At 73.7% G+C, this 25,177-nt stretch carries 19 protein-coding genes; 10 read left to right on the top strand and 9 right to left on the bottom strand.

From position 1 onward, the window contains the following. Window positions 1–4: 4 nt before the first annotated feature. Both ACIA6B_RS31550 and ACIA6B_RS31545 read right to left on the bottom strand, forming a co-directional pair. Window positions 5–661 carry a LuxR C-terminal-related transcriptional regulator gene (locus tag ACIA6B_RS31550; RefSeq protein ID WP_396779033.1) on the bottom strand — a complete coding sequence of 219 codons (657 nt, stop codon included), beginning with the start codon at window positions 659–661 and terminating at the stop codon, window positions 5–7. Between the two features lie 115 nt (window positions 662–776). Next, on the bottom strand, window positions 777–2,081 hold the full coding sequence (locus ACIA6B_RS31545; protein WP_396778992.1) for a sensor histidine kinase: 1,305 nt from the start codon (window positions 2,079–2,081) through the stop codon (window positions 777–779). Between the two features lie 389 nt (window positions 2,082–2,470). Here ACIA6B_RS31545 and ACIA6B_RS31540 point away from each other — a divergent pair, with 389 nt between their 5' ends. Genes ACIA6B_RS31540 through hemB form a run of 5 tightly spaced genes read left to right on the top strand, consistent with a single transcriptional unit; the run spans window position 2,471 to window position 8,151 of the window. Next, window positions 2,471–3,241 carry a redox-sensing transcriptional repressor Rex gene (locus ACIA6B_RS31540; RefSeq protein WP_396778990.1) on the top strand — a complete coding sequence of 257 codons (771 nt, stop codon included), beginning with the start codon at window positions 2,471–2,473 and terminating at the stop codon, window positions 3,239–3,241. Beyond that, entirely contained in the window at window positions 3,238–4,611 is a 1,374-nt protein-coding gene (locus tag ACIA6B_RS31535; RefSeq protein ID WP_396778988.1) for a glutamyl-tRNA reductase, read from the top strand. The genes ACIA6B_RS31540 and ACIA6B_RS31535 overlap by 4 nt, the downstream gene beginning before the upstream one ends. Continuing rightward, window positions 4,608–5,576, top strand: a complete 969-nt coding sequence (gene hemC / locus ACIA6B_RS31530) for a hydroxymethylbilane synthase (RefSeq protein WP_396778986.1) — start codon at window positions 4,608–4,610, stop codon at window positions 5,574–5,576. Before ACIA6B_RS31535 ends, hemC begins: the two co-directional genes overlap by 4 nt. Then, the gene (locus ACIA6B_RS31525; protein ID WP_396778984.1) at window positions 5,573–7,153 is read left to right on the top strand and encodes a uroporphyrinogen-III synthase; all 1,581 of its coding nucleotides are present in this window, start codon (window positions 5,573–5,575) and stop codon (window positions 7,151–7,153) included. The genes hemC and ACIA6B_RS31525 overlap by 4 nt, the downstream gene beginning before the upstream one ends. Before the next feature lie 14 nt (window positions 7,154–7,167). Next, window positions 7,168–8,151, top strand: coding sequence for a porphobilinogen synthase (gene hemB / locus ACIA6B_RS31520; RefSeq protein ID WP_396778982.1), 984 nt, complete (start codon window positions 7,168–7,170; stop codon window positions 8,149–8,151). Here hemB and ACIA6B_RS31515 read toward each other — a convergent pair. Next, the gene (locus ACIA6B_RS31515) at window positions 8,145–8,723 is read right to left on the bottom strand and encodes an NADPH-dependent FMN reductase (protein WP_396778980.1); all 579 of its coding nucleotides are present in this window, start codon (window positions 8,721–8,723) and stop codon (window positions 8,145–8,147) included. The two genes, hemB and ACIA6B_RS31515, sit on opposite strands and share 7 nt — an antisense overlap. A 57-nt stretch (window positions 8,724–8,780) precedes the next feature. Here ACIA6B_RS31515 and ACIA6B_RS31510 point away from each other — a divergent pair, with 57 nt between their 5' ends. Both ACIA6B_RS31510 and ACIA6B_RS31505 read left to right on the top strand, forming a co-directional pair. Further along, the gene (locus tag ACIA6B_RS31510) at window positions 8,781–9,128 is read left to right on the top strand and encodes a MerR family transcriptional regulator (protein ID WP_396778978.1); all 348 of its coding nucleotides are present in this window, start codon (window positions 8,781–8,783) and stop codon (window positions 9,126–9,128) included. 684 nt (window positions 9,129–9,812) lie between these two features. Beyond that, complete coding sequence (locus ACIA6B_RS31505; protein WP_396778976.1) at window positions 9,813–10,460, top strand: multiprotein-bridging factor 1 family protein; 648 nt, start codon at window positions 9,813–9,815, stop codon at window positions 10,458–10,460. A gap of 23 nt (window positions 10,461–10,483) precedes the next feature. Here the strand turns inward: ACIA6B_RS31505 and ACIA6B_RS31500 are convergent, their stop codons facing one another. From ACIA6B_RS31500 to ACIA6B_RS31490, 3 genes are all read right to left on the bottom strand, one after another. Continuing rightward, on the bottom strand, window positions 10,484–13,756 hold the full coding sequence (locus ACIA6B_RS31500) for a lamin tail domain-containing protein (protein ID WP_396778974.1): 3,273 nt from the start codon (window positions 13,754–13,756) through the stop codon (window positions 10,484–10,486). A gap of 94 nt (window positions 13,757–13,850) precedes the next feature. Further along, on the bottom strand, window positions 13,851–14,867 hold the full coding sequence (locus ACIA6B_RS31495) for a GNAT family N-acetyltransferase (RefSeq protein WP_396779032.1): 1,017 nt from the start codon (window positions 14,865–14,867) through the stop codon (window positions 13,851–13,853). A gap of 72 nt (window positions 14,868–14,939) precedes the next feature. Then, on the bottom strand, window positions 14,940–16,352 hold the full coding sequence (locus ACIA6B_RS31490) for a lytic murein transglycosylase (protein WP_396779030.1): 1,413 nt from the start codon (window positions 16,350–16,352) through the stop codon (window positions 14,940–14,942). 56 nt (window positions 16,353–16,408) lie between these two features. On the opposite strand from ACIA6B_RS31490, the gene ACIA6B_RS31485 reads away from it, so the two are divergent. Together ACIA6B_RS31485 and ACIA6B_RS31480 are read left to right on the top strand one after the other, a co-directional pair. Continuing rightward, window positions 16,409–16,630: a zinc ribbon domain-containing protein gene (locus ACIA6B_RS31485; RefSeq protein WP_396778972.1), complete on the top strand. Its 222-nt coding sequence runs from the start codon at window positions 16,409–16,411 to the stop codon at window positions 16,628–16,630. 125 nt (window positions 16,631–16,755) lie between these two features. Further along, complete coding sequence (locus tag ACIA6B_RS31480) at window positions 16,756–19,566, top strand: ATP-binding protein (RefSeq protein WP_396778970.1); 2,811 nt, start codon at window positions 16,756–16,758, stop codon at window positions 19,564–19,566. Between the two features lie 270 nt (window positions 19,567–19,836). Here the strand turns inward: ACIA6B_RS31480 and ACIA6B_RS31475 are convergent, their stop codons facing one another. Together ACIA6B_RS31475 and ACIA6B_RS31470 are read right to left on the bottom strand one after the other, a co-directional pair. Next, on the bottom strand, window positions 19,837–20,379 hold the full coding sequence (locus ACIA6B_RS31475; protein ID WP_396778968.1) for a phospholipase: 543 nt from the start codon (window positions 20,377–20,379) through the stop codon (window positions 19,837–19,839). A 175-nt stretch (window positions 20,380–20,554) separates the two neighbouring features. After that, window positions 20,555–22,213: a glycoside hydrolase family 10 protein gene (locus ACIA6B_RS31470; protein ID WP_396778966.1), complete on the bottom strand. Its 1,659-nt coding sequence runs from the start codon at window positions 22,211–22,213 to the stop codon at window positions 20,555–20,557. Between the two features lie 295 nt (window positions 22,214–22,508). Here ACIA6B_RS31470 and ACIA6B_RS31465 point away from each other — a divergent pair, with 295 nt between their 5' ends. After that, window positions 22,509–24,005 carry an APC family permease gene (locus ACIA6B_RS31465; protein WP_396778964.1) on the top strand — a complete coding sequence of 499 codons (1,497 nt, stop codon included), beginning with the start codon at window positions 22,509–22,511 and terminating at the stop codon, window positions 24,003–24,005. 90 nt (window positions 24,006–24,095) lie between these two features. Here the strand turns inward: ACIA6B_RS31465 and ACIA6B_RS31460 are convergent, their stop codons facing one another. After that, a complete protein-coding gene (locus ACIA6B_RS31460) occupies window positions 24,096–24,992 on the bottom strand; it encodes a glycoside hydrolase family 43 protein (RefSeq protein ID WP_396778962.1) in 897 nt (298 codons plus the stop codon). Window positions 24,993–25,177 lie beyond the last annotated feature (185 nt).

Genomic DNA, 25,177 nt, shown 5'->3' with positions numbered 1-25,177 from the left:
GCGGTCAGGCGCGGAGGTGGGCCAGGACGGCCAGCACGCGGCGGTGGTGGGTGGTGGCGTCCGGCGGCAGGTCGAGCTTGGTGAAGATGTTGCGGACGTGCTTCTCCACCGCGCCGTCGCTCACCACCAGGGCGCGGGCGATGGCGGTGTTGGAGCGGCCCTCGGCCATCAGCGCCAGCACCTCGCGCTCGCGCGGGGTCAGCGCGGCCAACGGGTCGTCGCGCCGCCGTCGCACCAGCAGTTGGCTGATCACCTCCGGGTCCAGCACGGTGCCGCCGGCGGCCACCCGGGCCAGCCCGTCCAGGAACTCGTCGATCGCGGCCACCCGGTCCTTGAGCAGGTAGCCGATGCCGCCGCCGGCGCCGCCTGCGGTGTCCAGCAGATCGTCGGCGTACGACACCTCGACGTACTGGGACAGCACCAGGATCGGCGTGCCCGGCACCCGGCGACGGGCCTCCACCGCGGCGCGCAGCCCCTCGTCGGTGTGCGACGGCGGCATCCGCACGTCCACCACCGAGACGTCCGGCCGGTGCGCCACCACGGCGTCGACAAGCGCGTCCCCGTCGCCGACGGCGGCCACCACCTGGTGCCCGAAGTCGGTCAGCAGCCGGATCAGCCCCTCCCGGAGCAGCACGGCGTCATCCGCGATCACCACCCGCATGGGTCCGGTGTCTACCACGTCCGGGTCCCACCGCGCGGCCTCGCCCCGGTGCGGCGGGTCGCCGACGGACGTCACCGGGGCGGTTCGGCGGGTCGCCGGGCCGGGTGGCGGGCGGTCACCGGGGCAGCTCGGCGTGGATCCGGGTCGGGCCGCCGGCCGGGCTGTCCACCTCCAGCGTGCCGCCGGCCGCCCGGACCCGGTCGGCGATGCCGCTGAGCCCGTGCCCCTTGGCCAGGTGCGCGCCGCCGATCCCGTCGTCGGCGACGGTGATCTCCAGGCGGCCCACCTTCCGGGTCACCTCCACCCGGCAGGCGTCGGCCCGGCTGTGCTTCGCGACGTTGGTCAGCGCCTCGGCCACCACGAAGTAGGCGGTGCTCTCCAGGCCCGGGTCGAGCCGGCCGTCGGTGGTGCCCAGGTCGTCGTCGACGAGCAGCTCGGTCGGCGCCAGCGCCCGGGCGGCGAGTGCGGCGAGCGCGCTGGGCAGCCCCCGGTCGACCAGGATCGGCGGCGCGATGCCCCGGGAGAGCGCGCGCAGCTCGTCGAGCGTCTCCCGGGTCTGGGCGACCGCCTCGTCAAGCGTGCGCCGGGCCGCCTCCGGGTCGGCGGCGAGCTGGTGGCGGGCCCGGCCCAGGTCCATCGCGAGCCGGACCAGGCGCTGCTGCGGCCCGTCGTGGATGTCCCGCTCCAACCGGCGCAACGCGGACGCCTCGGCCGAGGCGGCGGCCCGCTTCTGCTCCTCCAGCGTGACGATCCGCTGCCGCATCTCGGCCACGCCGGTGAGCAGCGAGTACGCCAGGCCGCCCTGGATCCGGGCCAGGGTACGGGCCACCAGCGGGAGAGTGAGGAGCGCGAACAGGCCGATGGCGGTGTTCAGCGCGATCCGCGCGCCGGCCCCGTCGCCCATGCCGAGGAGCTGGCTGAGGTCCTGTTGGTCCGGCCCGCGCGGGATGGCCCAGTCGTACCCGCCGTAGAGCGTGCCGGTCACCGCCAGCGCCCACCAGACCACCATCAGCACGAACGTGGGCAGGGTCACCAGGAGCCGCAGGAACGCGTGCAGCAGGTCGAGCCAGGACTGCGGGTCGCGGATCGGGGTGAACACCCGCCGCCAGAACCGGGCGCCGCGCCCCGGGGTCAGGTAGACCGGGCGGACCCGGGGCCGGCCGAGCACGCCGGGGAGCCGGAGCCGTTCCAGGTCGGCCAGCCCGCGCGCCGCGTAGAGCACGCCGGCCAGGACCGGCAGGCCGAGCGTGGTGACCAGCAGGCCGACGCTGAGTGAGATCCCCGCCACGGCGAGCACGAACCCGAGGATCGCCAGCGGCAGGCTGAAGAGCACGTAGCCGGTGTCGTGGGCGAGCCGCCGGAGCAGGCTCCGGACGGGCGAGGAGGGAACGGGTGCGGTGGCCAACGGCGCGGCGGTCATGGTTCGAGGCTATGGGCGCGACCCCGGCCGGCCCATCCCGTACGCCGGCCGGTCGGGGGTGGGGTTCTCCCCACCCGGCACGTGAGAAGCGCCTCGCCGGGTTGGCTGCGGAGCGTTACCGCACGCACGCGATTGGTCAGAGAAGTCGGGATTGAGCAATAATCGCCTCGCGCCACCGAGGAGCGCGGTTGATCGATCTTGTAGGAATGGAGGGGCAGGTGGAGCCGCATCGCGAGTCATCAAGATCGCGATTTGTGCACCTGTTCACAAGCGCCTACTCTGTAGTTCCGACGCGCCCTGCTAGCACAGCCGGCAACATCGGTCGCCAGCGGGAGTCCCGAAACGGCCGGCCCCCGTCGCCGGTCGAGGATCGCACCGCACGGAGTCTCATGAGTCAGCACCGTCCCCCTGGCGCGCCCGGCCGCACCGGTGCCGTACCGGCGCTTCCGGACCTGCCCGAGGCGACCGTGTCCCGGCTCCCGGAATACCTGCGTGCGCTGCACGCGCTCGCCGAAGCCGGCCACGAGACCGTGTCCAGCGAGGGCCTGGCCAGCGCCGTCGGCGTCAACTCCGCCAAGCTCCGCAAGGATCTGTCGCACCTCGGCTCGTACGGCACCCGCGGTGTCGGCTACGACGTCGCGCTGCTGATCGACCAGATCGAGTCGGTGCTCGGGCTCACCCAGTGCCGGGCCGTCGCGCTGGTCGGCGTGGGTAATCTCGGTCACGCCCTGGCCGGCTACGACGGCTTCGCCAGCCGCGGCTTCCGGATCGCCGCGCTGCTCGACGCCGACCCGTCCCGCGTCGGCGAGCGGATAAACGGACTGGTCGTCCGGCACGTCGACGAGTTGTCCCGGGTGGTCGCCGAGGAGACCATCTCGATCGGCGTGATCGCCACCCCGGCGTCGGCCGCCCAGGCGGTCGCCGACGAGCTGGTCGCCGTCGGCGTGACGAGCATCCTCAACTTCGCGCCGTGCGTACTCTCGGTCCCGGAAGGGGTCGACGTGCGCAAGGTCGACCTGGCGATCGAGCTGCAGATCCTGTCCTTCCACGAGCACCGCAAGGCGTCGCTGACCGCGCTGCCCACCACCGGCGGGTCCGCGCTCACCGCCCTGCCCGGCGGGCTCGCGACCACCGACACCCAGGAGGCGATCGGCACGTGAAACTGCTCGTCGTCGGCGCGTCCTACCGCACCGCCCCGGTCGCCGTCCTGGAGCAACTGGCCGTCCCACCCGCGGATCTCACCCGCACGCTGGACCGGCTGGTCGCCCAGCCGTACGTCGCCGAGGCCGTGCTGGTCTCCACCTGCAACCGGGTGGAGGTCTACGCCGCCGTCGCCGGCTTCCACGGTGGGCTCGGCGACATCTGCGCGGTCCTGGCCGAGCAGGCCGACTGCCCGCCGGCGGCGCTCGCGCCGCACCTGTACGTGCACTACGACGCCGCCGCCGTGGACCACGTCTTCCGGGTCGCCGCCGGGCTGGACTCCATGGTGGTCGGCGAGGCGCAGATCCTCGGTCAGCTCCGCGACGCCTACCACTTCGCCGGCGGCGCCGACTCCGCCGGCCGGCTGCTGCACGAGCTGATGCAGCAGGCGCTGCGGGTCGGCAAGCGGGCCCACGCCGAGACCAACATCGACCGGGCCGGGCAGAGCGTGGTCACCGCCGCGCTCGACCTCGCCGCCGGCCTGCTCGACAGCGACCTGACCGGCCGACCCGCCATGGTGGTCGGCGCCGGGGCGATGGGTTCGCTGAGCGTGGCCACGCTGTCCCGGCTGGGCGCCGGCCCGCTCACCGTCACCAACCGGGGGGCCGCCCGCGCGGTCCGGCTCGCCGAGTCGTACGGCGCCACCGCCGTGCCGATGGCCGAACTGGTCGACGCGCTCTCCACGGTGGACACCGTGGTCGCCGCCACCGCCGCCGCCGAGCCGGTGCTCACCCGCGACGTGGTGACCCGGGCGCTGGCCCGCCGCGACGCCGGCCGGGGCCCGCTGGTCCTGCTCGACCTGGCCGTCCCGCGCGACGTCGAGGCCGGCGTCGCCGAGCTGCCCGGCGTCGAGGTGATCGACATCGACCGGATGGCCGCCGTCCTCGCCGACGGGCCGGCCGCCGCCGACGCCGCCGAGGTGGCCCGCATCGTCGCCGGTGAGGTCGAGGCGTTCCTGACCTGGCTGCGCGGCGCCGACGTGGCGCCCACCGTGGCCGCGCTGCGCGGGCGCGCCGACGACGTGGTCACCGCCGAGCTGCGCCGGCTCGGCCAGCGCCGCCCCGACCTCAGCGACGACCAGCGCGCCGAGGTGGCCCGCACCGTGCACCGGGTCGTGCAGCGACTGCTGCACCAGCCGACCGTACGGGTCCGCCAGCTCGCCGCCGAGCCCGGCGGCGACCAGTACGCGGCCCTGCTGCGCGAGCTGTTCGACCTGGAGGTGCCACAGACGTCCCCGGTCGACACCGTTCCCGACGTGGTCGCCACCGACACCGACGGCCGGCCGTCCTTCGACGCGGCCGACGTCCCGCCCACCGGAGGTGCGCGATGACCGCCCCCCTGCGCCTCGGCACCCGGGGCAGCGTCCTGGCGCTGGCCCAGTCCGGCCACGTCGCCGAGGCCCTCACCGCGGCCACCGGCCGCCCGGTCGAGCTGGTCGAGGTGGTGACCGCCGGGGACCGCTCCACCGCCCCGGTGCAGCGGCTCGGCGTCGGCGTCTTCGTCTCCGCGCTGCGGGACGCGCTGACCGCCGGTGAGATCGACTTCGCCGTCCACTCGTACAAGGACCTGCCCACCGCGGCGGCGCCCGGCCTGCACATCGCGGCCGTGCCGCCCCGGGAGGACCCGCGGGACGCGTTGGTCGCCACCGGCGGCCGGACGCTCGCCGAGCTGCCGCCCGGCGCGCTGATCGGCACCGGCGCGCTGCGCCGGATCGCCCAGTTGCACGCGCTGGGCATGCAGTTCGAGGTCACCCCGATCCGGGGCAACATCGACACCCGGCTCGGCCGGGTGCTCGGCCCGGACGCCGACCTCGACGCCGTCGTGCTGGCCCGGGCCGGGCTCACCCGGATCGGCCGCGCCGACGTCATCACCGAGACGCTCGACCCGATGCTCATGCTGCCCGCGCCCGCCCAGGGCGCGTTGGCCGTCGAGTGCCGGGGCGACGACCACGACCTGGTCGAGCTGCTCGCGCGGCTCGACCACGCACCGTCCCGCGCCGCGGTCACCGCGGAACGGGCGCTGCTGGCCACCCTGGAGGCCGGGTGCAGCGCACCGGTGGCCGCCTACGGCGAACTCGCCGAGGGTGAGACCGGTGAGGAGATCTACCTGCGCGGTGCGGTGATCAGCCCGGACGGTTCCCGTGACCTCCGACTGTCCCGCACCGGAACGCCCGCCGACGCGGCGGAGATCGGCAAGGCACTCGCCGCCGAACTCCTCGAACTCGGCGCCGACTCGATCCTCGGCCAAGAAGGACACGCCGGCCCGGGGACCCAGCAACTTGGGAGCACAGAATGACCCGCACCCGTAAGCCCGTAGGCCGGATCGCTTTCGTCGGGGCCGGCCCCGGCGACCCGGGCCTGCTGACCCGCCGGGCGCTCGACGCCCTGGTCGAGGCCGACCACGTGGTGTACGACCGGGGAGTCCCCGAGTCGCTGCTGACCCACGTCCGCGCCCAGGCCCGGCCCGACGCCGAGTTCAGCCCCGCCGAGGGTGTGCCCGGCGACGTGGCGAAGGTGCTGATCTCCGCGGCCCGCTCCGGGCAGAACGCCGTGCACCTGGTGGCCGGTGACCCGTTCGGCCACGACTCGGTGGTCAAGGAGGTGCAGGCGGTGGCGCGTACCGCCGCGCACTTCGAGGTGGTGCCGGGCGTCGGCCAGGCCGAGGGCGTCGCCACCTACGCGGGCGTCCCGCTGCCCGGCGTGCGCACCGCCGCCGACGTCGAGGACGTCAACACGCTGGACTTCGACGCGCTCGCCACGGCGGTGGGCCGGGGTTCGCTGGCGCTGGCCGTGGACGCCGGTGACCTGGCCGCCGTCCGGGACGGGCTGCTGGCCGCCGGCGTCGACGGCGCCACCGGGGTCGGGGTGACCGGCGACGGCACCGGCGAGACGCAGTACACCACCACGTCGACCGTGGACTCGTTCGTCGCGGCGGCGCTCGGCTTCACCGGCCGCGTCGTGCTCACCGTCGGCGCGGGCGTCACCGACCGCGACAAGCTGAGCTGGTGGGAGAACCGCCCGCTGTACGGCTGGAAGGTGCTGGTGCCCCGCACCAAGGAGCAGGCCGGCGCGATGAGCGCGCGGCTGCGCGCGTACGGGGCGATTCCGTGCGAGGTGCCGACCATCGCGGTCGAGCCGCCGCGTACCCCGGCCCAGATGGAGCGGGCGGTCAAGGGCCTGGTCGACGGCCGGTATGCCTGGGTGATCTTCACCTCGGTGAACGCGGTCCGGGCGGTCTGGGAGAAGTTCGGCGAGCACGGGCTGGACGCCCGGCACTTCGGCGGCGTCAAGATCGCCTGCATCGGCGAGGCGACCGCCGACGCGGTGCGCGCGTTCGGCATCCAGCCGGAGCTGGTCCCCGCCGGCGAGCAGTCCTCCGAGGGCCTGCTGGCCGAGTTCTCGCCGCACGACGAGATCCTCGACCCGGTCGGCCGGGTGCTGCTGCCGCGCGCCGACATCGCCACCGAGACGCTCGCGGCCGGGCTCACCGAGCGCGGCTGGGAGGTCGACGACGTCACCGCGTACCGCACCGTGCGCGCCGCGCCGCCGCCGGCCGAGATCCGCGACGCGATCAAGTCGGGCGGGTTCGACGCGGTGCTCTTCACCTCGTCCTCGACCGTCCGGAACCTGGTCGGCATCGCCGGGAAGCCGCACGCCCGTACCGTTGTTGCTGTCATCGGGCCCAAGACGGCGGAGACCGCGACGGAGTTCGGCCTGCGGGTCGACGTGCAGCCGCCGCACGCCTCGGTGCCCGACCTGGTGGAGGCGCTCGCCGCCTACGCCGTCGAGCTGCGCGAGAAGCTCGCCGCCATGCCGGCGAAGCAGCGCCGCGGCTCGAAGGTGCAGGGCCCGACCGCCCTGAGGTTCCGCTGACAGGAGGCACCCCCATGCCGTACCCCGAGATCCGGCCCCGCCGGCTGCGCCGCAACGCGGCCGTGCGGCGGCTGGTCGCCGAGACCCGCGTCGCCCCGGCCGAGCTGGTCGTGCCGATGTTCGTCAAGGAGGGGCTGACCGAGCCACGGGCCGTCGCGTCGCTGCCGGGGGTGCTCCAGCACTCCCGGGACTCGCTGCGCAAGGCGGCGGTCGAGGCGGTCCAGGCCGGGGTCGGCGGGATCATGCTGTTCGGGGTTCCGGCGACGCGGGACGAGACCGGCTCCGGCGGCCTCGACCCGGACGGCATCCTCAACGTCGCCATCCGGGACGTGCTCGCCGAGGTCGGCGACTCGACGGTGGTGATGGGCGACCTCTGCCTGGACGAGTTCACCTCGCACGGGCACTGCGGCCTGCTCACCCCGGACGGTGGCGTGGACAACGACGCCACGCTGGCCGCGTACGCCGAGATGGCGGTCGCCCAGGCCGACGCCGGGGTCCACGTGGTCGGGCCGTCCGGGATGATGGACGGGCAGGTCGGCGCGGTCCGCCGGGCCCTGGACGCCGCCGGGCACCAGGACGTCTCGGTGCTCGCGTACGCCGCGAAGTACGCCTCCGCCTTCTTCGGTCCGTTCCGGGACGCGGTGGAGTCGGCGCTGGACGGCGACCGGTGCACCTACCAGCAGGACCCGGCGAACCTGCGGGAGTCGCTGCGCGAGGTCGAGCTGGACGTAGCCGAGGGCGCCGACATGGTGATGGTCAAGCCGGCGCTGCCCTACCTCGACGTGGTGTCGGCGGTCCGCGCCGCGGTGGACGTCCCGGTCGCCGCCTACCAGGTCTCCGGGGAGTACGCCATGGTCGAGGCCGCCGCCGCCAACGGCTGGATCGACCGCGAGCGGACGATGCTGGAGACGCTCACCTCGATCCGCCGGGCCGGCGCGCAGATCATCCTCACCTACTGGGCGGTCGAGGCGGCCCAGCTCCTCCGTGAGCGTTACTGACCGTACGGTCGCTTCCGGCGGGCGGCGCGCAGCGCCTCGCCCCACCAGCCCACCTCGTCGAGCGTCGCGTCGGCGGCCCGCCCGAGCGGGCCGTCGTCGACGAGTCGGCCCTGCTGGTCGAGACGGTCCCACGGTGCGGTGAGCACGACGCCGGTGCGGGTGGTGGCGGCGTGCAGTTCGGCGAAGACCAGCCGGAGCTGCTCGACCGCGCGGATCCCGCCCGAGCCGGCGCCGTACGAGACGAACCCGACCGGCTTGGCCACCCACTCCCGGTGATGCCAGTCGATGGCGTTCTTCAGGGCCGCCGGGAAACTGTGGTTGTACTCCGGTGTGACCACGACGAAGGCGTCCGCGGCATCGAGGCGATCGGCGATCGGACTGGCCGGGTTGCCGCCGGGCGGTGTGTCAGCCAGCGGAAGCGGCACCTCGGCGAGATCGATCAGGTCGGTCCGGAAGCCGCCGCGACGGTCGGCGTGGTCGACGAACCAGTCGGCGATCAACCGTCCCATCCGGGGCCGGCGAACGCTGGCGACGAGCACGGCAAGGGTGAGTGGCAGTTCTTGCGTCGTCATGCGAGGGACGCTAAGACTTGAACAAATGTTGAAGTCAAGCCGTCCCGGGGGAGTGCCGTGAGCAGGCTGACGGTGGGCGAGGTGGCGCGGGAGGCCGGGGCCAGCGGCTCCGCGATCCGCTTCTACGAGCGGCAGGGCCTGATCACGGCCAGCCGGACCAGCGGTAACCAGCGCCGGTTCGGTCCCGATGCGGCGTGCCGGGTGCGGGTGGCCCGGGTGGCGCAGCGGATCGGCCTCAGCGTCGGTGAGATCCGGGACCTGCTCGCGGCGCTACCACCCGAGCCGGACCTCGCCGACTGGCAACGGCTGCACGACGGGCTCACCGCCGAGGCCGAGCGGCGCATCACCGAGCTGCACGCCGCGCTCGATGACATCCGCTCCGGCCGCCGACTCTGTGACCTGTGAGCTGCTGCCTCCCCCTCCCGTCTCGCCCTCCCGTCCCACCCTCCCGTCCCGCCCCCGCGCCCCCGCCCTCGCCTCCCGTGCCCCCGTGCCCCCGTGCCCCCGTGCCCCCCGTGCCTCGCGCTCGACCCCGCTTGGGTGCCCGGCCGCCCGCGTGCTGGCCCATGCCGGAGGCGGTGTCCACTCCGCTCGCTGTTTCCGAGGGATGTTCCAGAACTCCTCGATTACGCAGCGTAAATTCATCGCCGTCGTGTGCCATTTCCTTGCGTCGCCTTTGCTCTGCAGCCAATGAGGCATCGGCCACCTTCTGTGACTGTTGCCTTCATGGCTGCAGAGCAAAGGGAACGGCAGCCATACCCTAGACCGGCGGTAGTTCCGGTCTTTCGTCCGCTTTGAGCGCTTAACCGCTCCAGGAGCTTGTTGACTCAAGCGTTCGCCGTAACTCACCGTTATGTTTACTCTCTGTGTCGCCCGGGTGCGCAACTCATCGAGGTTGCGAAGCGACTGTCAACGCCGGCCGGCGGGTTTTCCACAGCGGGAAGGGCGGGGGTTGCCCGGATCCCGAGGAGGCGCGAGCGTGGCGGGGTGACAGAAACCGGCGACGGCTCACGCGAGATGGCCACCATGCCCGGCGCAGAGGAAGCAGCCACGGTGCCCGTCGAAGGCCACGTGCCGGAGGAAGGCCCCGTGCCGGAGGAAGGCCACGCGCCGGAGGAAGGCCACGCGCCGGAGAAAGACCACGCGCCGGAGGTAGGGCACGCGCCGGAGGTAGGGCACGGACCGGAGTCCGGCCGTGGGTCCGAGGAAGGCCCGCCGGCGCTGCTCACCGAGCCGTTCGACGTTCCGTTCCCGGCGGCGGGAATCGTCCGCGCGGTTCGCCGTCGTGCCGACGCCAGCCAGCGTGAGCTGGCCCGGTTCGCCCGCGTGCACCCGACCACCGTCGGGCGGATCGAGGCCGGCACGCTCGTGCCCAGCCTCGCCATGTTGTCGCGCGTTCTCGGCGTTGCCGGCTTCCGGCTGGTCGTCGTCGACGAGGCCGGCACGGTGCTCAAGCCGATGCGGGACCGGGCCGACCTGCGCGACGGTGCCGAGCGGCGTTACCCGTCCCACCTGGACGTGGTCACCGACCCGGAGCCGGGGGAGTGGTGGGCCGACCGGTACGGGCTGGCTCGGCCCCCGGAGACGTTCTACCGGGACCGCGCCGTCCGGGACGCGTTGCGACGCCGTAGTCAGTGGGAGGTGCGGGTGGCCAAGTACCGGAACGTGCCGCCCCCGCCCGACCCGCAGCGGCGCGGACACCGCGGCGGCCCGCCGCCCGGCTGGAGAGCCGGATGACGGGCCGCCGCGCGGAACACCGCTCAGTCGTCGTTCAGGATGGTCCCGACGCCGGACGGGTCGGTGAGCCGGAGCCCCGGCACGCCGGCCACGTACAGCGTGAGCTGCTCATCCGCCTCGCGCTTGCGGTCGCCGCGCACGGTGACCGGGAAAGCGAGCGAGGTGCGGCCGGCGGCCAGCACCCGGCAGCCGACGTACGGGTCGTAGTCCGCGCCGGCCTGGGCCGTGGTGCCGTAGGTGGCCGCGCAGAGCAGCGCCGGCTCGGAGAGCGGACGGGACACGGTGACGGTGAACGTCATCGTCGTGGTGCCCTTGTCGCCCTCCGTCACCGACGTGTCGGCCACCCGCAGCGCGGCGCGGGAGCGGAACCGGGCCACCGTCGGGTCGTGGTCGCTGGCGCCCCGGTCGCCCAGGTCCGCCGCCTCGGTGGGGTAGTCGGCGTTGATGTGCGCCGTCCGCACCTGCACCAGGTCGTCGTGCATCGGGTCGTTGACGAACATGTTGTCGAGCGTCTGCGCCTGCCCGCTGAACGTGTACGAGTACGCCGCCGCCGGGGCGTCCGCGACCAGGTCGTCCCAGAGGTTGTGCAGGCCGGCCTGGTAGAGCGGGGCGAGCTGGTCCGACGGGGTCGGGTTCTGCCCGGTCGCGATCGGGTCGTCCGGGCGCGGGAAGACGTTCAGGTCACCGCCGTAGACCACCCGGGCGTCCGGGTCGGTCGCCTCGACGGCCCGCACCAGCGCGGCCCCGTACGCGGCCTGCTCGCGACGCTGCCCGACCCGGCTGTCCGGCCCGGACGAGAAGTGGTTGGCGACCGCCCAGAGCGTGAAGTGCTCGCCCGAGCCGGGCGCGGCCCGCACGGTGAACCGGGCGAGCTGCGCCGCGCGAGTGTAGACATTGCTGCCGTCCACCCCGGTCGACCGGTCCACGTCGTCCGGCAGCACCGCGTTGAACGCCTTCGGGTTCTGCACGTCCGCGTTGGACGGCAGCGCCGCCGAGCGGTACTGCACGGTCGGCGCGGAACCCAGCAGCGGGTCGGTGGCGGTCGCCTGGGCCAGCGTCAGCCGATCCGTGCGGTAGAGGAACGCCGAGGCGATGCCCCGGGCGTCCGCACCGGTCCGGTCGTACGCGGCGGCGTAGGCCGGGCCGCCCGCTGCCGCCACGGCCAGCGCCAACTCCTGCACGGTGTCCGGCGCGCCGTCGGCGTTGTTGGTGTCGCCGCAGGCCAGGCTGCCGTCGACCACCGAGCAGATGTCCTGGTCCTCGGCCTCCTGCACCAGGATCAGGTCCGGGCTGTGCAGCGAGTTGACGATCTGGCGGGCCTGCGTGGCCAGCTTGGCGGCGTACGCCTCGGGGCTGGCCGGCACGTAGTCGAACGGCGGGCTGACCCCGGGGCATCCGCTGTTGCCGGCGAAGTCGCAGCCGTCGAACGGGTCGTCCCGGTAGTCGTACAGGTTCTCCACGTTGTAGGTGGCGACCGCGACCTCGCTGTTGCGGTCCGCCGGCCGCGGCGGGTTGTTCTCCGCCGGGTCCGCGCCGCCGGTCAGCGTGAGCTGCTCGGGCTGCACGCTGTACTTGCTGAACGCGTACGAGACGGAGCCGAAGGCGTCCTCGGTCAGGGTGTCGAACGTGCGCGCCTCGGGCAGCAGCGCGCCGGAGTCCCCGGCGGTCGCCTTCACCCCACCGGCGCCCAGCAGGACGCGCTGGTTGTTGCCGTTGTCGAAGAGCGTGCCCGGGATGTCGTCGAGCGGGTGCGCGTCCCGGAACACCCGGCGGGCGTACGGGTCGGACCGCTTCATGATCGGGTCCTCGCGGTCCAGCACGTAGATCTCGGAGTCCGCGGTGGAGGAGTAGATGTGCCGGGGCGCGGAGACGCCGCTGCCGGCGCGAACCCGCACCCGCTCGCCCTCGTGCCGCTCCCAGAACAGGTCGGCGGCGTCGGCCTCGGCCGGCGGGACCGCGTCGACCACCCGGACCGCGGTGTCCACGTCGAGCCCGGAGTCGAGCTTGCGGACCAGCGAGGCGCCGGAGAGCTGGGTCTGGTTGAAGTATTCGGAGACCCGGCCGCGCAGCACCACCTCGTCACCGACCGTCGGGGCGTAGCCGCCGATCAGCGTGGTGAACGAGCCCATGAAGACGAAGATGCCGTCCGAGGTGAGCGGGTCGCCGTCCTCGCTGCCGAGCCGGCTCTGGAGGTAGAAGCCCCACTGGTCGGCCCCGGCCGAGGTGCGGGTCAGCGACTTGCCGGTGATCACGCCGCGCACGTCGTACAGCGTGGTGCTGGTGCCGTTGCCGGTGGCCGGCGCGAACGGCGACCGGTCGGTGCGACCGCTCTCGTCGTCGGCGGTGGGACCCTGCACCTCACCCACCGACAGCACGCTTGTCGCCTGCACGGCGAGCGTGCAGGTGGCGGTGCCGCCCTCGGCGTCCGTCGAGGTCACGGTGACCGTGTAGGCGCCGGCCGGCAGGCCGGTCGCGGTCAGCGTGGCGGTGGCGGTGCCGCCGGTCGCGGTCGCCGGCGAGAACGCGGTACGGCTGATCGAGCCGCTCGCCGGCGACGGCACGACCGAGGTGACCGCCAGGTCGGTGATCGTGTCGTCGACGTCGGTCGCGGTCACCTCGCGGGTGGCGGTGGCGCCCGCCTCCAGAGTCAGCGCGCCGCCGCAGGTCAGCGTCGCCGGCCGGTCGACCGGGCCGCCGCCGTCGACGGTGTGGCTGCCCAGCCCGTCGAACGTGTCGGTGGCGTAGCCGGCCCACTGGACTGCCGGGTCGAACGGGTCGCCCGGGTCGGTGTCGCCGGCGCTCACCGAGGGCAGCCGGCGCAGCGTGTTGTCGGCGGTGCTGGTGAGCCCGCTGCCCCACTCGGTGCCCGGGTCCACGCCCACCTGGCCGATGGAGTCGACCACCGTCTCGCCCCTGCGCAGCACGATCGCGTCGTCGCCGTTGAACAGCGCGCCGCCGTACGTCTGGTCGGCCTGGGCGAGGATCGCCGGCGCGGCCGACGCGGCGGCGAAAACGAACACGTCCCCGGCGGCGACGGTGCCGGTCAGGGCCACGTTCGTCGAGGTGCTGGCGCCGTTGAAGAAGAGCTGGAGCTGGTAGCCGCCGGCGGTCAGGTCGACCGGCGCGCCGGTGCCGTTGAACAGCTCGACGGCCTTGTTGTTGGACGACCCCTCGACGTATTCGGAGATGAACAGGTCGGTGGGCGCGGCGCTGGCCGCGGGGGGTGCGATCCCGATGGCCGTGACGGACACGGCCGCGGTGGTCGCGAGCGCGGCTAAGGTGCGGCGCGGGCGCATGGAGCCTCCACGATGGGTGGGCGGGAACTAACGCACGTTAAGGGTCGCGGCGGGCCGGCGTCCATCCCCCGGGCAGCCGTTTGGTGAACAGGCGTCAGCGGTGGGGGTCCAGCCGGTGCACCAGCTCGGCGACGTCCACGCCGTACTCGCACCAGTCGCGGTCGGGTTGGTAGCCCAGCTCCGCGTTGACCTTCAGCATCGACTCGTTGGCCTGCGCGTTCCAGGTCTGCACCTCGGTCAGCTCGGGCTCGGCCGAACGCAGCTCCAGCAGCATCCGCGCCTTGATGGCCCGGTCGATGCCGTAGCCGCGGTGGTCCCGGACCACGATGGTGTCGTACTGGTCGGCCCGGGTCGGGTGCTGCGCCGGCACCACCACCTCGGTCAGCCCGGCCACCTCTCCGGTCTGTTCGTGCAGTGCCAGCACGATGTACGGCTTCATGCCCCGCCGGTGCAGCGTGGCGAGGCTGTCGCGGAGCCGCTCCGGATCGTAGGAGCTGGGGCGCAGCTCGCCGTCGTCGGCGTCGCGCACCTCGGCCTTGGCCCGCGCGTACGGCTCGATCAGCTCGTCCGGCGGCCCGCCGGGGCAGAACTCGACGTGGTAGCCCGCGCCCACCTCGGCGGCCATCTCGGTCAGCGCCGGCCAGTCCACCGCGCCCAGGTCGAGCACGCTGCGGGTCTCGACGTACTCCCGGGTGAAACCGAGCGCCTCGTAGAACGCGACGGCCGGGGTGCCGCCGACCACCTCCACGCCGATCGACTGGAAGCCCTCGTCCCAGACCCGGCGGGCGGCCACCCGCACCAGCTCACGGCCGATTCCGGTGCGGCGCAGCTTCGGATGCACCAGCACCTCCAGCACGCCGATGCCGCCGAGCAGCAGCACGTGCACGTGCCCGACGATCGCACCGGGCGTGCCGTCCGGCGCCGGGTCGTCCTGGGCGACCCAGGAGATCCGTCGCTCGCCGGGCATCACCTCGGAGAGGTACTCCCGCAGGGAGTTCGCCTGCCAGGGCGGATCCTGGGGCAGATCAGCCGCCAGGACCGCGTTCAGCGTGTCCAGCAGCGACGCGATCTCGGCGGACGACGCGGTCCGAGGGTCCCACTCGCGCACCATCACCCGTACAGCTTGCCGTCAACCGCAGCTAGACGGAAGGGTTGAGTCCGCGAATGTACGCGCGCCGTCACGTCACGTGCCGCTGCGCCGCCCGTACTCGTCGGCCTTGGTGAACACGTCCTGCGCGTACCGGCGAACGTCGTTGTAGGAGAGGATGGCGCCCCACCAGTCGCCGGGAATGGTCATGTTCCGACCGCCCTTGCACAGGTACTCGCCGGCGGCGAGCGCCGCGTCGTCGATGTCGTGCGGGTTCTTCACCCCGTCGTTGTCGGCGTCCGCGCCGATCTCCTGCCAGGTGCTGGGAATGAACTGCATCGGGCCGAGCGCCCGGTCGAACTCCTTGTCACCGTCGAGCAGGCCCTGGTCGGTGTCGAGGATCCGGGAACGGCCGCCCTGCCCGTCGAGCCGCGCGCCGAGGATCTCCGGCACGGCCACCCCGTTCGCGCCCAGCCTGGCCTGGTTGGCCGAGCCGTGCCCGGATTCCACGAAGCCGATCGCGGCGAGCGTGGTCCAGCTCAGTTGGCAACTGCGGTGGGTCTGCGCCAACACCAGCTCGGCGTAGCCGTACGCCTGGAGCGCCACGGTCGGGATGTCGGTGGCGCGGCCGACCCGCTGCGCCCAACCGGCCAGCGCGTCGGCCGGGCGACCGCCGGGCAGGACCGGGTTGGCGGTCGGCCCGCCCGGCAGCGGCGTGCCGGTCGGCCCGACGGTGCCGGGCAGGCCGGTCGGGCCGGTGGGCGGCGTCCCGGTCAGCCCCGGCACGGCGCCGGTCTGCGGCACGTCGTAGACCGGGGGAGCGCTGGTGGCCTCGACCGCGACCGGCTCGGGCTTGCGGACGGCCGCCGGCACGAGCACCGCGCCGGCCGCGACGGCGGCCCCGACCAGGACGAGCAGGAACAGCGCGGGCAACGCGGTGCGCCCGCTGGGCCGGCGTGACCAGTCGCGGGTGGCGCGGACCGCGCCCGCGGCGAGCTGTCCCGGCCGGACCGGGCCGGCGTGCGCGAACGGAATCCGCCGTCGCCGGCCGCCGGCCGCCGGCACTCCGGGCTCCGCTGTGGACGCGGCCCCGATGACCGGCGCGGCGCCCGGATCCGACGTCGCCCCCGCCGCGGCCGTCGCCTCGGACTCGGAGTTCGCCTCGGACGCGGAGGCCGCCGCCTCGGACCCGGAGTTCGCCCCGGTCGCGGAGTTCGCCCCGGTCGTGGGCGTCACGTCGAGGTCTGGCGTCACCTCGGGGGCGGGCGTCGCGTCGGGGGCGGGCGTCGCGTCGGGGGCGGGCGTCACCTCGGGGGTGGGTGTCGCGTCGGGTGGGGGCGTCGCCTCCGCCGCCCCGCCGGGCTTCCCGGTGGAATCCGCGGGCGGAGCCGGCTTCGCAGGTGGGGCGGGCTCGCCGCGCCGTGGGCCGGGAACCCGCCCGGCGCCGCCGTCAGGCGGCGCGGCGGGTCGCAGGGGCCGGGCCGTCGCTCGCCGTTCGCCGTCCACCACCCGTTGAGTATCACCCATCCGTGCGACGACGTCAGGCCCGGCCGTACGCTGTACGCATGCCCCGGTACGAATTCCGTTGCCGCGCCTGCGGTGACACCTTCGAGGTCAACCGCCCGATGGCCGAGGCCGCCCGGCCCGCCGCCTGCCCGCAGGGCCACGCCGACACGGTGAAGCTGCTCTCCACCGTGGCCTTCACCGGCCGGGGTGGCTCCGGCCCGGCCGGCGGGGCACCCGCTTCCGCCGGCGGGGGCTGCTGCGGCGGCGCCTGCGGCTGCTGATCCCCGTCGGGCGTTCTTCGCCGGTGGGAACTTTTGGTCGGAATCCGCCTACCCGTTCTCACGATGCGTGACGGCGCGGTCATAGGGCAGCATGAACCCGACGTCAGCGGGGGGAGGTTCGACGCATGTCGCCACCGATCCACCTCCCCAGCGGGTGGGTGACCTTCGTCTTCACCGACATCGAAGGCTCGACCCGGATGGCCCGGATGCTCGGCCCGGTCTACCGTCCGGTGCTGCGGGAGCATCGCCGGCTGCTGCGCGACACGCTCGCCGGCACGGACGGGTCGGAGCTGCTGACCGAGGGCGACTCGTTCTTCCTCGCCTTCCCGGACGCGGCCGCCGCCGTACGCGCCTGCCTGACCGCGCAACGCGCGCTCGCCAGCCACGACTGGCCCAACGCCGACGCCGTACCCCGGGTCCGGATGGGCCTGCACACCGGCTACGCCGAACCCCGCGACGGCGAGTACGCCAGTCCGGAGGTGCATCGGGCGGCCCGGGTGGCCGCCGCCGCGCACGGCGGTCAGGTGCTCTGCTCGGCGGCCACCGCCCGGCACGCGGATCCGCTGCCGGACGGCGCGTCGCTGCTGGATCTCGGCCTGCACCGGCTGCGCGGGTTCGACGACCGGGAACGGCTGTTCCAGCTCGTCGCGCCCGGTCTGGAGCGGCGGTTCCCGCGTCCGCGTACCGCCGACGCGGCGGCGCACAACCTGCCCACCCAGGTCACCTCGTTCGTCGGCCGGCACTTCGAGCGGGCCGAGCTGGGGCGGCTGGTCGAGGCGTACCGGCTGGTGACCGTGCTCGGCGCGGGCGGCGCGGGCAAGACCCGGCTGGCCGTGGAGCTGGCCTCCGGAATCGTCGAGGACTACCCGGACGGCGTCTGGTTCGTCGACATCGCCGCGGTGACCGACCCGGGTCTGGTCGCGTTCGAGATCGCCGCCGTGCTCGGCCTCCGCCCGGAGCCGGGCCGGCCGATGGTCGACACCCTGGTCGAGTACGCCGCCCCTCGCCGGATGCTGGTGGTGCTGGACACCTGCGACGCCCAGCCGGCCGCGTCGGCCGAGGTGATCTCCCGGCTGCTGGCCGGTGGCCGGGGGGTGCGGGTGCTGGCGACCAGCCGGGAATCGTTCGGCGTACCCGGTGAGGTGGTGTGGCGGATCCCGCCGCTGTCGGTCGACGAGGTGCCCGACGGCGGCGCGAGCGACGCGGTGGCCCTGCTGCTGGACCGGACCGCGGCGGCCCGGGGCGGCCGGCCGCCGGCGGAGACCGAGCAGGCCGACCTGCGCCGGGTGGTGCGCCGGCTGGACGGGTTGCCGCTCGCCATCGAGCTGGCCGCGGCGCGGCTGCGGGTGCTCTCGGCCGGGCAGTTGGCCGAGCGGCTCGACGACATGCTGGGCACGCTGGACGCCGGGCGCGAGTCGGCGGAGCCGCCCCCGGTCGAGGCCGGTTGGAGCGGCAACCAGCAGGACACCGTGGACCTGGTGGCCGCCGCGACCGGGGCGGCCCCGCCGACGCCGGCGACCCGGGCGGTGCAACGGTCGGCCAGCGAGCGGCACCTGACCATCCAGGCCACGGTGACCTGGTCGTACCGGACGCTGGGCGCGCGCTCGTCCCGGCTGCTGCGCTGGATGGCGGTCTTCGCCGGCCCGGTGGACCTGCCGACCGTGCAGTGGCTGCTGGACGAGGATCCGCTGGACCCGCTGTCGGTGCTTGTCGACAAGTCGATGGTGCTGGCCGAGCCGCACGCGTCGGGCAGCACCTACCGGATGCTGGACCCGATCCGGGCGTACGCGGCCCGCCGGCTGATCGAGACCGGTGAGGAGCAGAGCGCCCGGGACCGGCACGTCGCCTGGTGCCGGCACGCGCTGGACCGGGCGCACCTGGGTCCGGACGGCCGGCCGGTGACGCTCTCCCTGTACGCGCTGGACCCGCTGGCCGGGGAACTGCGGGCCGCGTTGCGCTGGTGCGCCACCGGTGGCAGCGCCCGGTCGGGGCTGCACCTGGCCGGCGGGCTGGACCAGTGGTGGCGGGAGCGTGGCCTGGCCCGGGAGGGGCGACTCTGGCTGTTCCGGCTCTACGGCCGGATCGCCGAGACGGGCGAGGACATCCCGGAGGCCGAGCTGGCCGCCGCGTACCACATGCACTCGCTGCACGCCGGCGCGGACGGGGAGTTCGCCGAGGAGCTGCGCTACTCGCAGCGGGCCGAGGCCGCCGCCCGGCAGGCCGGTGACCTGGGCCTGCTGGCGCGGGTGCTGGCCGGCCGCGCCGCGCCGCTCGTGGACATGGGCCAGTTCGCCGAGGCGGAGCGGATCTGCCGCGAGGTGATCGACTGGGCCTACGCGCAGGACGTGGTCGGCGACGCGCTGCTCGCCGTCTACAACCTCGCCGAGTTGCTCTGGCGCCGGGGCGCGTTGGACGAGGCGGCCGAGGTGCTCGGCGCGGCGCGCCCGGTGGAGGCGACCCGCCCGGTGGAGCGGGGCCGCCGCTCGGTGGACATGCTGCTCGGCATGGTGGCGCTGGCCCGGGGTGATCTGGTCGCGGCGCACGAGCACCTGCTGGTGGCGTTGCGGTCCCGGATGAGTCACGGCTACCTGGGTCGGGCCTGCGACACGGTGAACGCGATCGCGGTGCGCTGCGCGCTGGCCGGGGACGCGGTGGCCGCGGCCCGGCTCTTCGGCGCGGCCCAGGCCACCCGGGCGAGCCTGCGCGCCACCCCGGGCATCTACGAGCCGTACTGGCTGGCCCGGCAGGCGGAGCTGCGCCGAACTCTGGGCGACGAGGCGTTCGACGCGGCGTACGGCGCGGGGGCGGGCCTGCGGTTGGACGAGGCGGCGGCGCTGGCGCTGCACATCGAGCATCCGGATCTGTCGGCCGACTCGCTCTGGTTCGGCCCACCCACCCCCCGCCCGGCCGCCGAACCCCGCAGCACCACAGGCTGACCCCCCACCCCCACCCCCACCCTCCCCACGCACCCACGCCCGCCCCCACCCACGCCCGCCCCCCTTGTTTGCAGATTCACGGAAAGAGTGGCTATTGCGGCCCGGATGGCCACTCTTTCCGTGAAAGCGTGCGCGCCCGGGGGTGGGGGTGGGTGGGACGGGGTGGGTGGGGCGGCGTGCGGTGGGGCGGCGTGCGGTGGGGCGGCGTGGGGTGGGGCGGCGTGGGGTGGGGCGCCCGGGGTGGGTGGGCGTGGGGCGGGGTGGGTGGGGTCAGTTGCGGGTGGCGGCGCGGCGTTCCGCGTCGGCCTTCATCTTCGCGGCGCGGTCGAGGTCGACCTGCTGCACGGCGGCGACCGAGCCGAACACGCTGACCGCCTGGTAGTAGGTCCAGGCCAAGCTGTAGCAGGCGGGCCGGACCACCGAGTTGTAGGTGGCGCAGACCCGCTTCAGGTCCTCGTAGAACGCGCTGTCCAGGCGGGACTTGTTGGCGGAGAAGATGCCCATGGCCTTGTGGTTGCGGTAGCCGAAGTCGTGCCGGTAGCAGGAGAGGTTGAACGTGAAGCCGAGCGGGTTGTCCGGGCTGGACGAGCAGTAGTCGGTGGACCAGTCGAAGCCGTACTCGGTCCAGGGGGCCCGGTTGAGCCGGGCGCTGTTCCAGGCGTTGTAGCTGGAAGCGCTGGTCTGGGTCCAGCTGGACAGCACCGACAGCTTCTGCTGGGTGCTGACCGCGGCGACGGCCGGTGAGGCCAGGCCGAGCGTGGTGAGCAGGGCGATCACGCCGGTGGCGAGCGTGGTGGCGAGGCGACGGGACACGGGGACCTCCGCGGGATGGGCGTCGGGACGGGCGCTCCGGGATCAACCGGAATTCGAGAAGTGTCGATCAATGCGGTGACGGCGGGGGATGGCTCGGAAGGCTGCTTGCTGACATCCGCCCAAACAGACGAATGCCCCCGGGTCGCGGTGGCGGTCCGGGGGCATTCGCGGCGGGTCAGCGGACGAAGCGCGGCGGGCTGGCCGGGCTCTCGTTCGCCAGGCGGTCCAGCGCGGTCACGTGGTAGGTGTAGCGCTTGCCGTCGACCGCCGTGGTGTCCACCCAGGACTGCACGTCACCGTCGGTGGCCCGGACGGTGCCGACCAGGTGGGACGCGTCGGCGAAGTCGCAGCGCCCGGCCAGGCCGGTGCCGTCGAACCGGTAGATCGCGTACGAGGTGGCGGTGCCGAGCGGGCCCTTGCCGTCGGCGGGCTGCCGCCAGCTCAGCCGTACCCCGTCCGCCTCCCGCTGGGCCCGGGTGACCACCGGGAACAGCAGCGGCTTGTGCGGCAGGTGCGTCATGGTGGGCACCAGCGCGGGGCGCGAGTAGTGCTCGGCCGCGTAGATGTCGGTGGCGCCGAGTCGGTTGGCCCGGACCTGCACCGCGGAGAAGTGCACGTTTCCGAGCACCTCCGGGTACGACCGGTTGAGCGTGAGGTGGTCGGACAGTTCGCGCGGGTTCATCCAGAACGACCCGTACGCCGGCTCGCCGCTCTTGTAGTCGGCCTGGCCGATGTAGAGCTGGACCCTGGTGCCGCGCACCTGCTCGGCCCACCACGGCACCAGCCGGGCGTAGTCGGCGGCCGGGTACTGGCCGATGTACCAGTAGAGCTGCGGCACCACGTAGTCGATCCACTCCTCCTTGATCCACTTACGGGTGTCGGCGGAGATGATGTCGTACGACTGCGAGCCGGTGGTGTCCGAGCCGTTCGGGTCGGCCGAGGCGTTGCGCCAGATCCCGAACGGGCTGGCCCCGAACTTCACCCACGGCTTGGCCGCCTTGATCTTGGCGCTCATCTCCTGCATCAGCAGGTTGATGTTGTCCCGCCGCCAGTCGGCCTTGTCCGTGAAGCCCCTGTTGTACTGCGCGAACGTGGCGTCGTCGGGCACCTGGTAGGTGCCGCTCGGGTACGGGTAGAAGTAGTCGTCGAAGTGCACGCCGTCGATGTCGTACCGGTTGACCGCGTCCATCATCGCGGTCTGGACGAACTCGCGGACCGCCGGGATGCCGGGGTTGTAGTAAAGCCGGCTGCCGGCGACGCCGGCCGGCGGGTAGGCGAACACCCAGTCCGGGTGCGCCCGGGCCGGGCTGTCCGGGGCGAGCTGCGACAGGTCGGCGCCGGCCCCACCGGGGGCCGGCATGGAGACGCGGTACGGGTTGAACCAGGCGTGGAACTCCAGGTTCCGCTTGTGCGACTCGGCGACCAGGAAGGCCAGCGGGTCCCAGCCCGGGTTCTTGCCGCGTACCCCGGTCAGGTATTCCGACCACGGCTCGTACGGCGACGGCCAGAACGCGTCGGCGGTCGGACGGACCTGGACCACGACGGCGTTGTGGTTGAGCTTCTGGGCCAGGTCGAGCCAGCCCAGGTATTCGGCCTTCTGCTTGGCGACCTGGTCCGGCGCGGTCCAGGAGTCCTTGCTGGGCCAGTCGATGTTCGTCACGGAGGCGATCCACATGGCCCGGAACTGCCGCTTGGGGGTGGCCGGGTTCGTGACGCAGTCGGTGGAATCGGTGGTTGTCGTCTCGTTCGGCGCGGCGTGCGCCGGGGTGCCGGCGACCAGCGCGCCGAGCAGCGCCACGGCCAGCGCGGCGGCTCTGAGCGGAGTTGCCTTCATGCGGTGCGGTCCCTTCGTCGGGTCCGGGGGGACGGGCGACGCCGCCGCGGTCGGCAAGATTCGCCGTGCGACGTGCGTCACGAGTAGGAAACTTTCATCAATCCCGATCCGGCGCAAGACCCTGGACCGGATCGATGCCGGCCCTGCCGGAACGGGCCACGGGTGAGCCGGCCCACGCCGCCGCATCGTGACCATTCCGACACCTCCCGTACCGGATTGGGGACCGGAACCGCTGGGTAGCTTGGCCGGTCACGGACCGCCGACCACGGTGGTCGCACCGTTGGGGAGGTGATCCATGTCAGTCCTGCGGACCAAGCCGATCCAGGACGTCATCGCCCAGGGCGACGCCGACGGCGAAGACGGCAAGCCGGGGCTGCGCCGCCGGCTCGGGCCCGTCGACCTGATGGGCTTCGGCATCGGGATCGTGATCGGCACCGGGATCTTCACGCTGACCGGCGTGGAGGCGAAGAACAGCGCGGGTCCGGGCGTGGTGATCTCCTTCGGCATCGCCGGCCTGGTCGCGCTGCTCGCCGCGCTCTGCTACGCCGAGCTGGCCTCCAGCGTGCCGACCGCCGGCAGCGCCTACACCTACGCGTACGCGACCATGGGCGAGATCGTCGCCTGGATCATCGGCTGGGACCTGCTGCTGGAGTTCTCACTCGGCGCGGCGGTGGTGGCCCGGGGCTGGTCCGGCTATCTCACCGACCTGTTCGGCCTGCCCAGCGCCTGGTTCGCCGAGGAGGGCAGCATCGTCAACCTCGGCGCGATCGGCATCGTGCTGCTGCTCGGCGTGGTGGCCATCGTCGGCATCCGCGAGTCCGCCCGGGTCACCAACGTGCTGGTGCTGGTGAAGGTGGCGATCTGTGCCTTCGTCATCATCGCCGGCCTGTTCTTCGTGAAGGCGGCCAACCTCACCCCGTTCATCCCGTCCGCCGAGCCGGCCGGCGCCGGTGACGACGGCATCAAGCAGCCGGTGACGCAGCTCCTGTTCGGGCTGGAGCCGTCCGTGTTCGGCTTCGTCGGGGTGCTCACCGCCGCCGCGGTGGTGTTCTTCGCGTACACCGGGTTCGAGGCCGTGGCGAACCTGGGTGAGGAGACCCGCAAGCCCAAGCGCGACCTGCCGCTCGGTCTGCTCGGCACGCTTGTCATCTCCACCGCGCTGTACATCGGTGTCTCGCTGGTCGTGGTCGGCATGGTGAAGTACACCGAGATCGACGAGGGCGCGCCGATCGCGTCCGCGTTCCGGGCGGTCGGCGCCGGCTGGGCCGCGGTGCTCGTCTCCATCGCCGCCGTCGCGGGCCTGACCAGCGTCATCCTGGTCGACCTGGTGGCCATGGGCCGGATCGGCTTCGCCATCGCCCGCGACGGGCTCATCCCGCCGTCGATCGCCAAGGTGCACCCGCGCTGGGGCACCCCGTACCGGATCGCCGCGATCATGACGGTGGTGGTGGCGCTGCTCGCCGGCTTCCTGCCGCTCTCCGCGCTGGCCGACCTGGTCAGCATCGGCGCGCTCTGCGCGTTCATGCTGGTCGCCATCGCGGTGCCGATCCTGCGCAGGCGGCGCCCCGACCTGGAGCGGCCGTTCAAGGTGCCGTTCTCGCCGGTGCTGCCGATCGTCACGGCGGTGGCCTGCCTCTACCTCAGCCTCAACCTGTCGGTGGAGACCTGGGTGCGGTTCCTGATCTGGATGGCGCTCGGCGGGATCATCTACTTCGGCTACGGGCACCGCAAGAACCGGCTGGCCCGCCGCGAGCACGCGGAGGACACTCCCGAGCCCGCCCCCACCCCCTGAGGGCGGAGTTGTAAGGCGGGGGCCCCGCTTAACACTCAGGTGTTAAGCGGGCCCCCGCCTCTACCGAAAAAGTTAAGCGGGGGCCCCGCCTTACCGCTGCACCTCGCGGAGCGGGCCGCGCACCGACGGCTTGCCGTCGGTCCAGACCAGCTCGTTCAGCCAGATCTGGCGGCCCGGGTCGGTGGTGCCCTCCTGACCCGGCGGCCACGCGTGGTAGAGCAGCCAGGTGCGGCCGTCCTGCTCGACGATCGAGGCGTGCCCCGGCCCGGTCGCCACGTCGTTGCTCTTCAGGATCGGGTTCTCCGGCGCCTTCACGCACGGGCCGGTCGGGCTCTCGCAGACCGCGTACCCCTCGGCGTAGACGTCCCTGTCGTAGGCGTTCGCGGCGAAGAACAGGAACAGCTTCCCGTCGTGCCGGTGGAAGAACGGCCCCTCGATCAGGGTGCCCTCCCACGGCTCGGTCTGCTTCAGCAGCTTCGTGGCCGGGCCGGTCAGCCGCAGCCCGTCCGGCGTCAGGCGCTGCGACCAGAGCCAGGTGTCCACGCCGATCGCGTTGCCGTCGTTCTTCCACAGCAGCCAGAGACTGCCGTCGGTGTCCCGGAACGGGCTGGCGTCGATCGAGCCACCCAGCTCCGGCTGGCAGACCAGCGGCTTGTCGGAGTCGTCCAGGTACGGCCCGAGCGGCGTGCCGGCCACCGCCCGGCCCAGGCACTGCCGGCCGGAGGCGCGGTCGGCGACGGTGTAGTAGAGGACGAACCGGTCCGGGGCGGGCTGGATCGCCTCCGGCGCCCACGTCTTGCCGGCGTCCGCCCAGTCCGGCAGCTCGGGCAGCGCGTCACCGGCCGCGGTCCACTCGACCAGGTCGGGCGAGGTGAGCACCGGGACGTTCTGGCCACCGGCGTTGGTGTGGAACAGGTACCAGGTGTCGCCGACCTTGATCGCCTGCGGGTCGGGAGCGTCGGTCCGGACGACCGGGTTGGTGAACACGCGTGCGCCCTCCGGCGTACTCGACGGGGTGGAGCCGCCGCCACAACCGGCGACGAGCAGCGCGGCGAGCAGCGGGGGGGGGGGGGGGGGGGGGGGGGGGGGGGCGGGGGGGGGGGGGGGGGGGGGGGGGCGGGGGGCGGGGGGGGGGGGGGGGCGGGGGGGGGGGGGGGGGGGGGGGGCGGGGC

This window comes from Micromonospora sp. NPDC051141, from assembly GCF_044455765.1.
Taxonomy (GTDB): Bacteria; Actinomycetota; Actinomycetes; order Mycobacteriales; family Micromonosporaceae; genus Micromonospora.
Note: the sequence above shows the minus strand (reverse complement) of the source record. Positions and strands in the feature narration are given on the sequence as shown.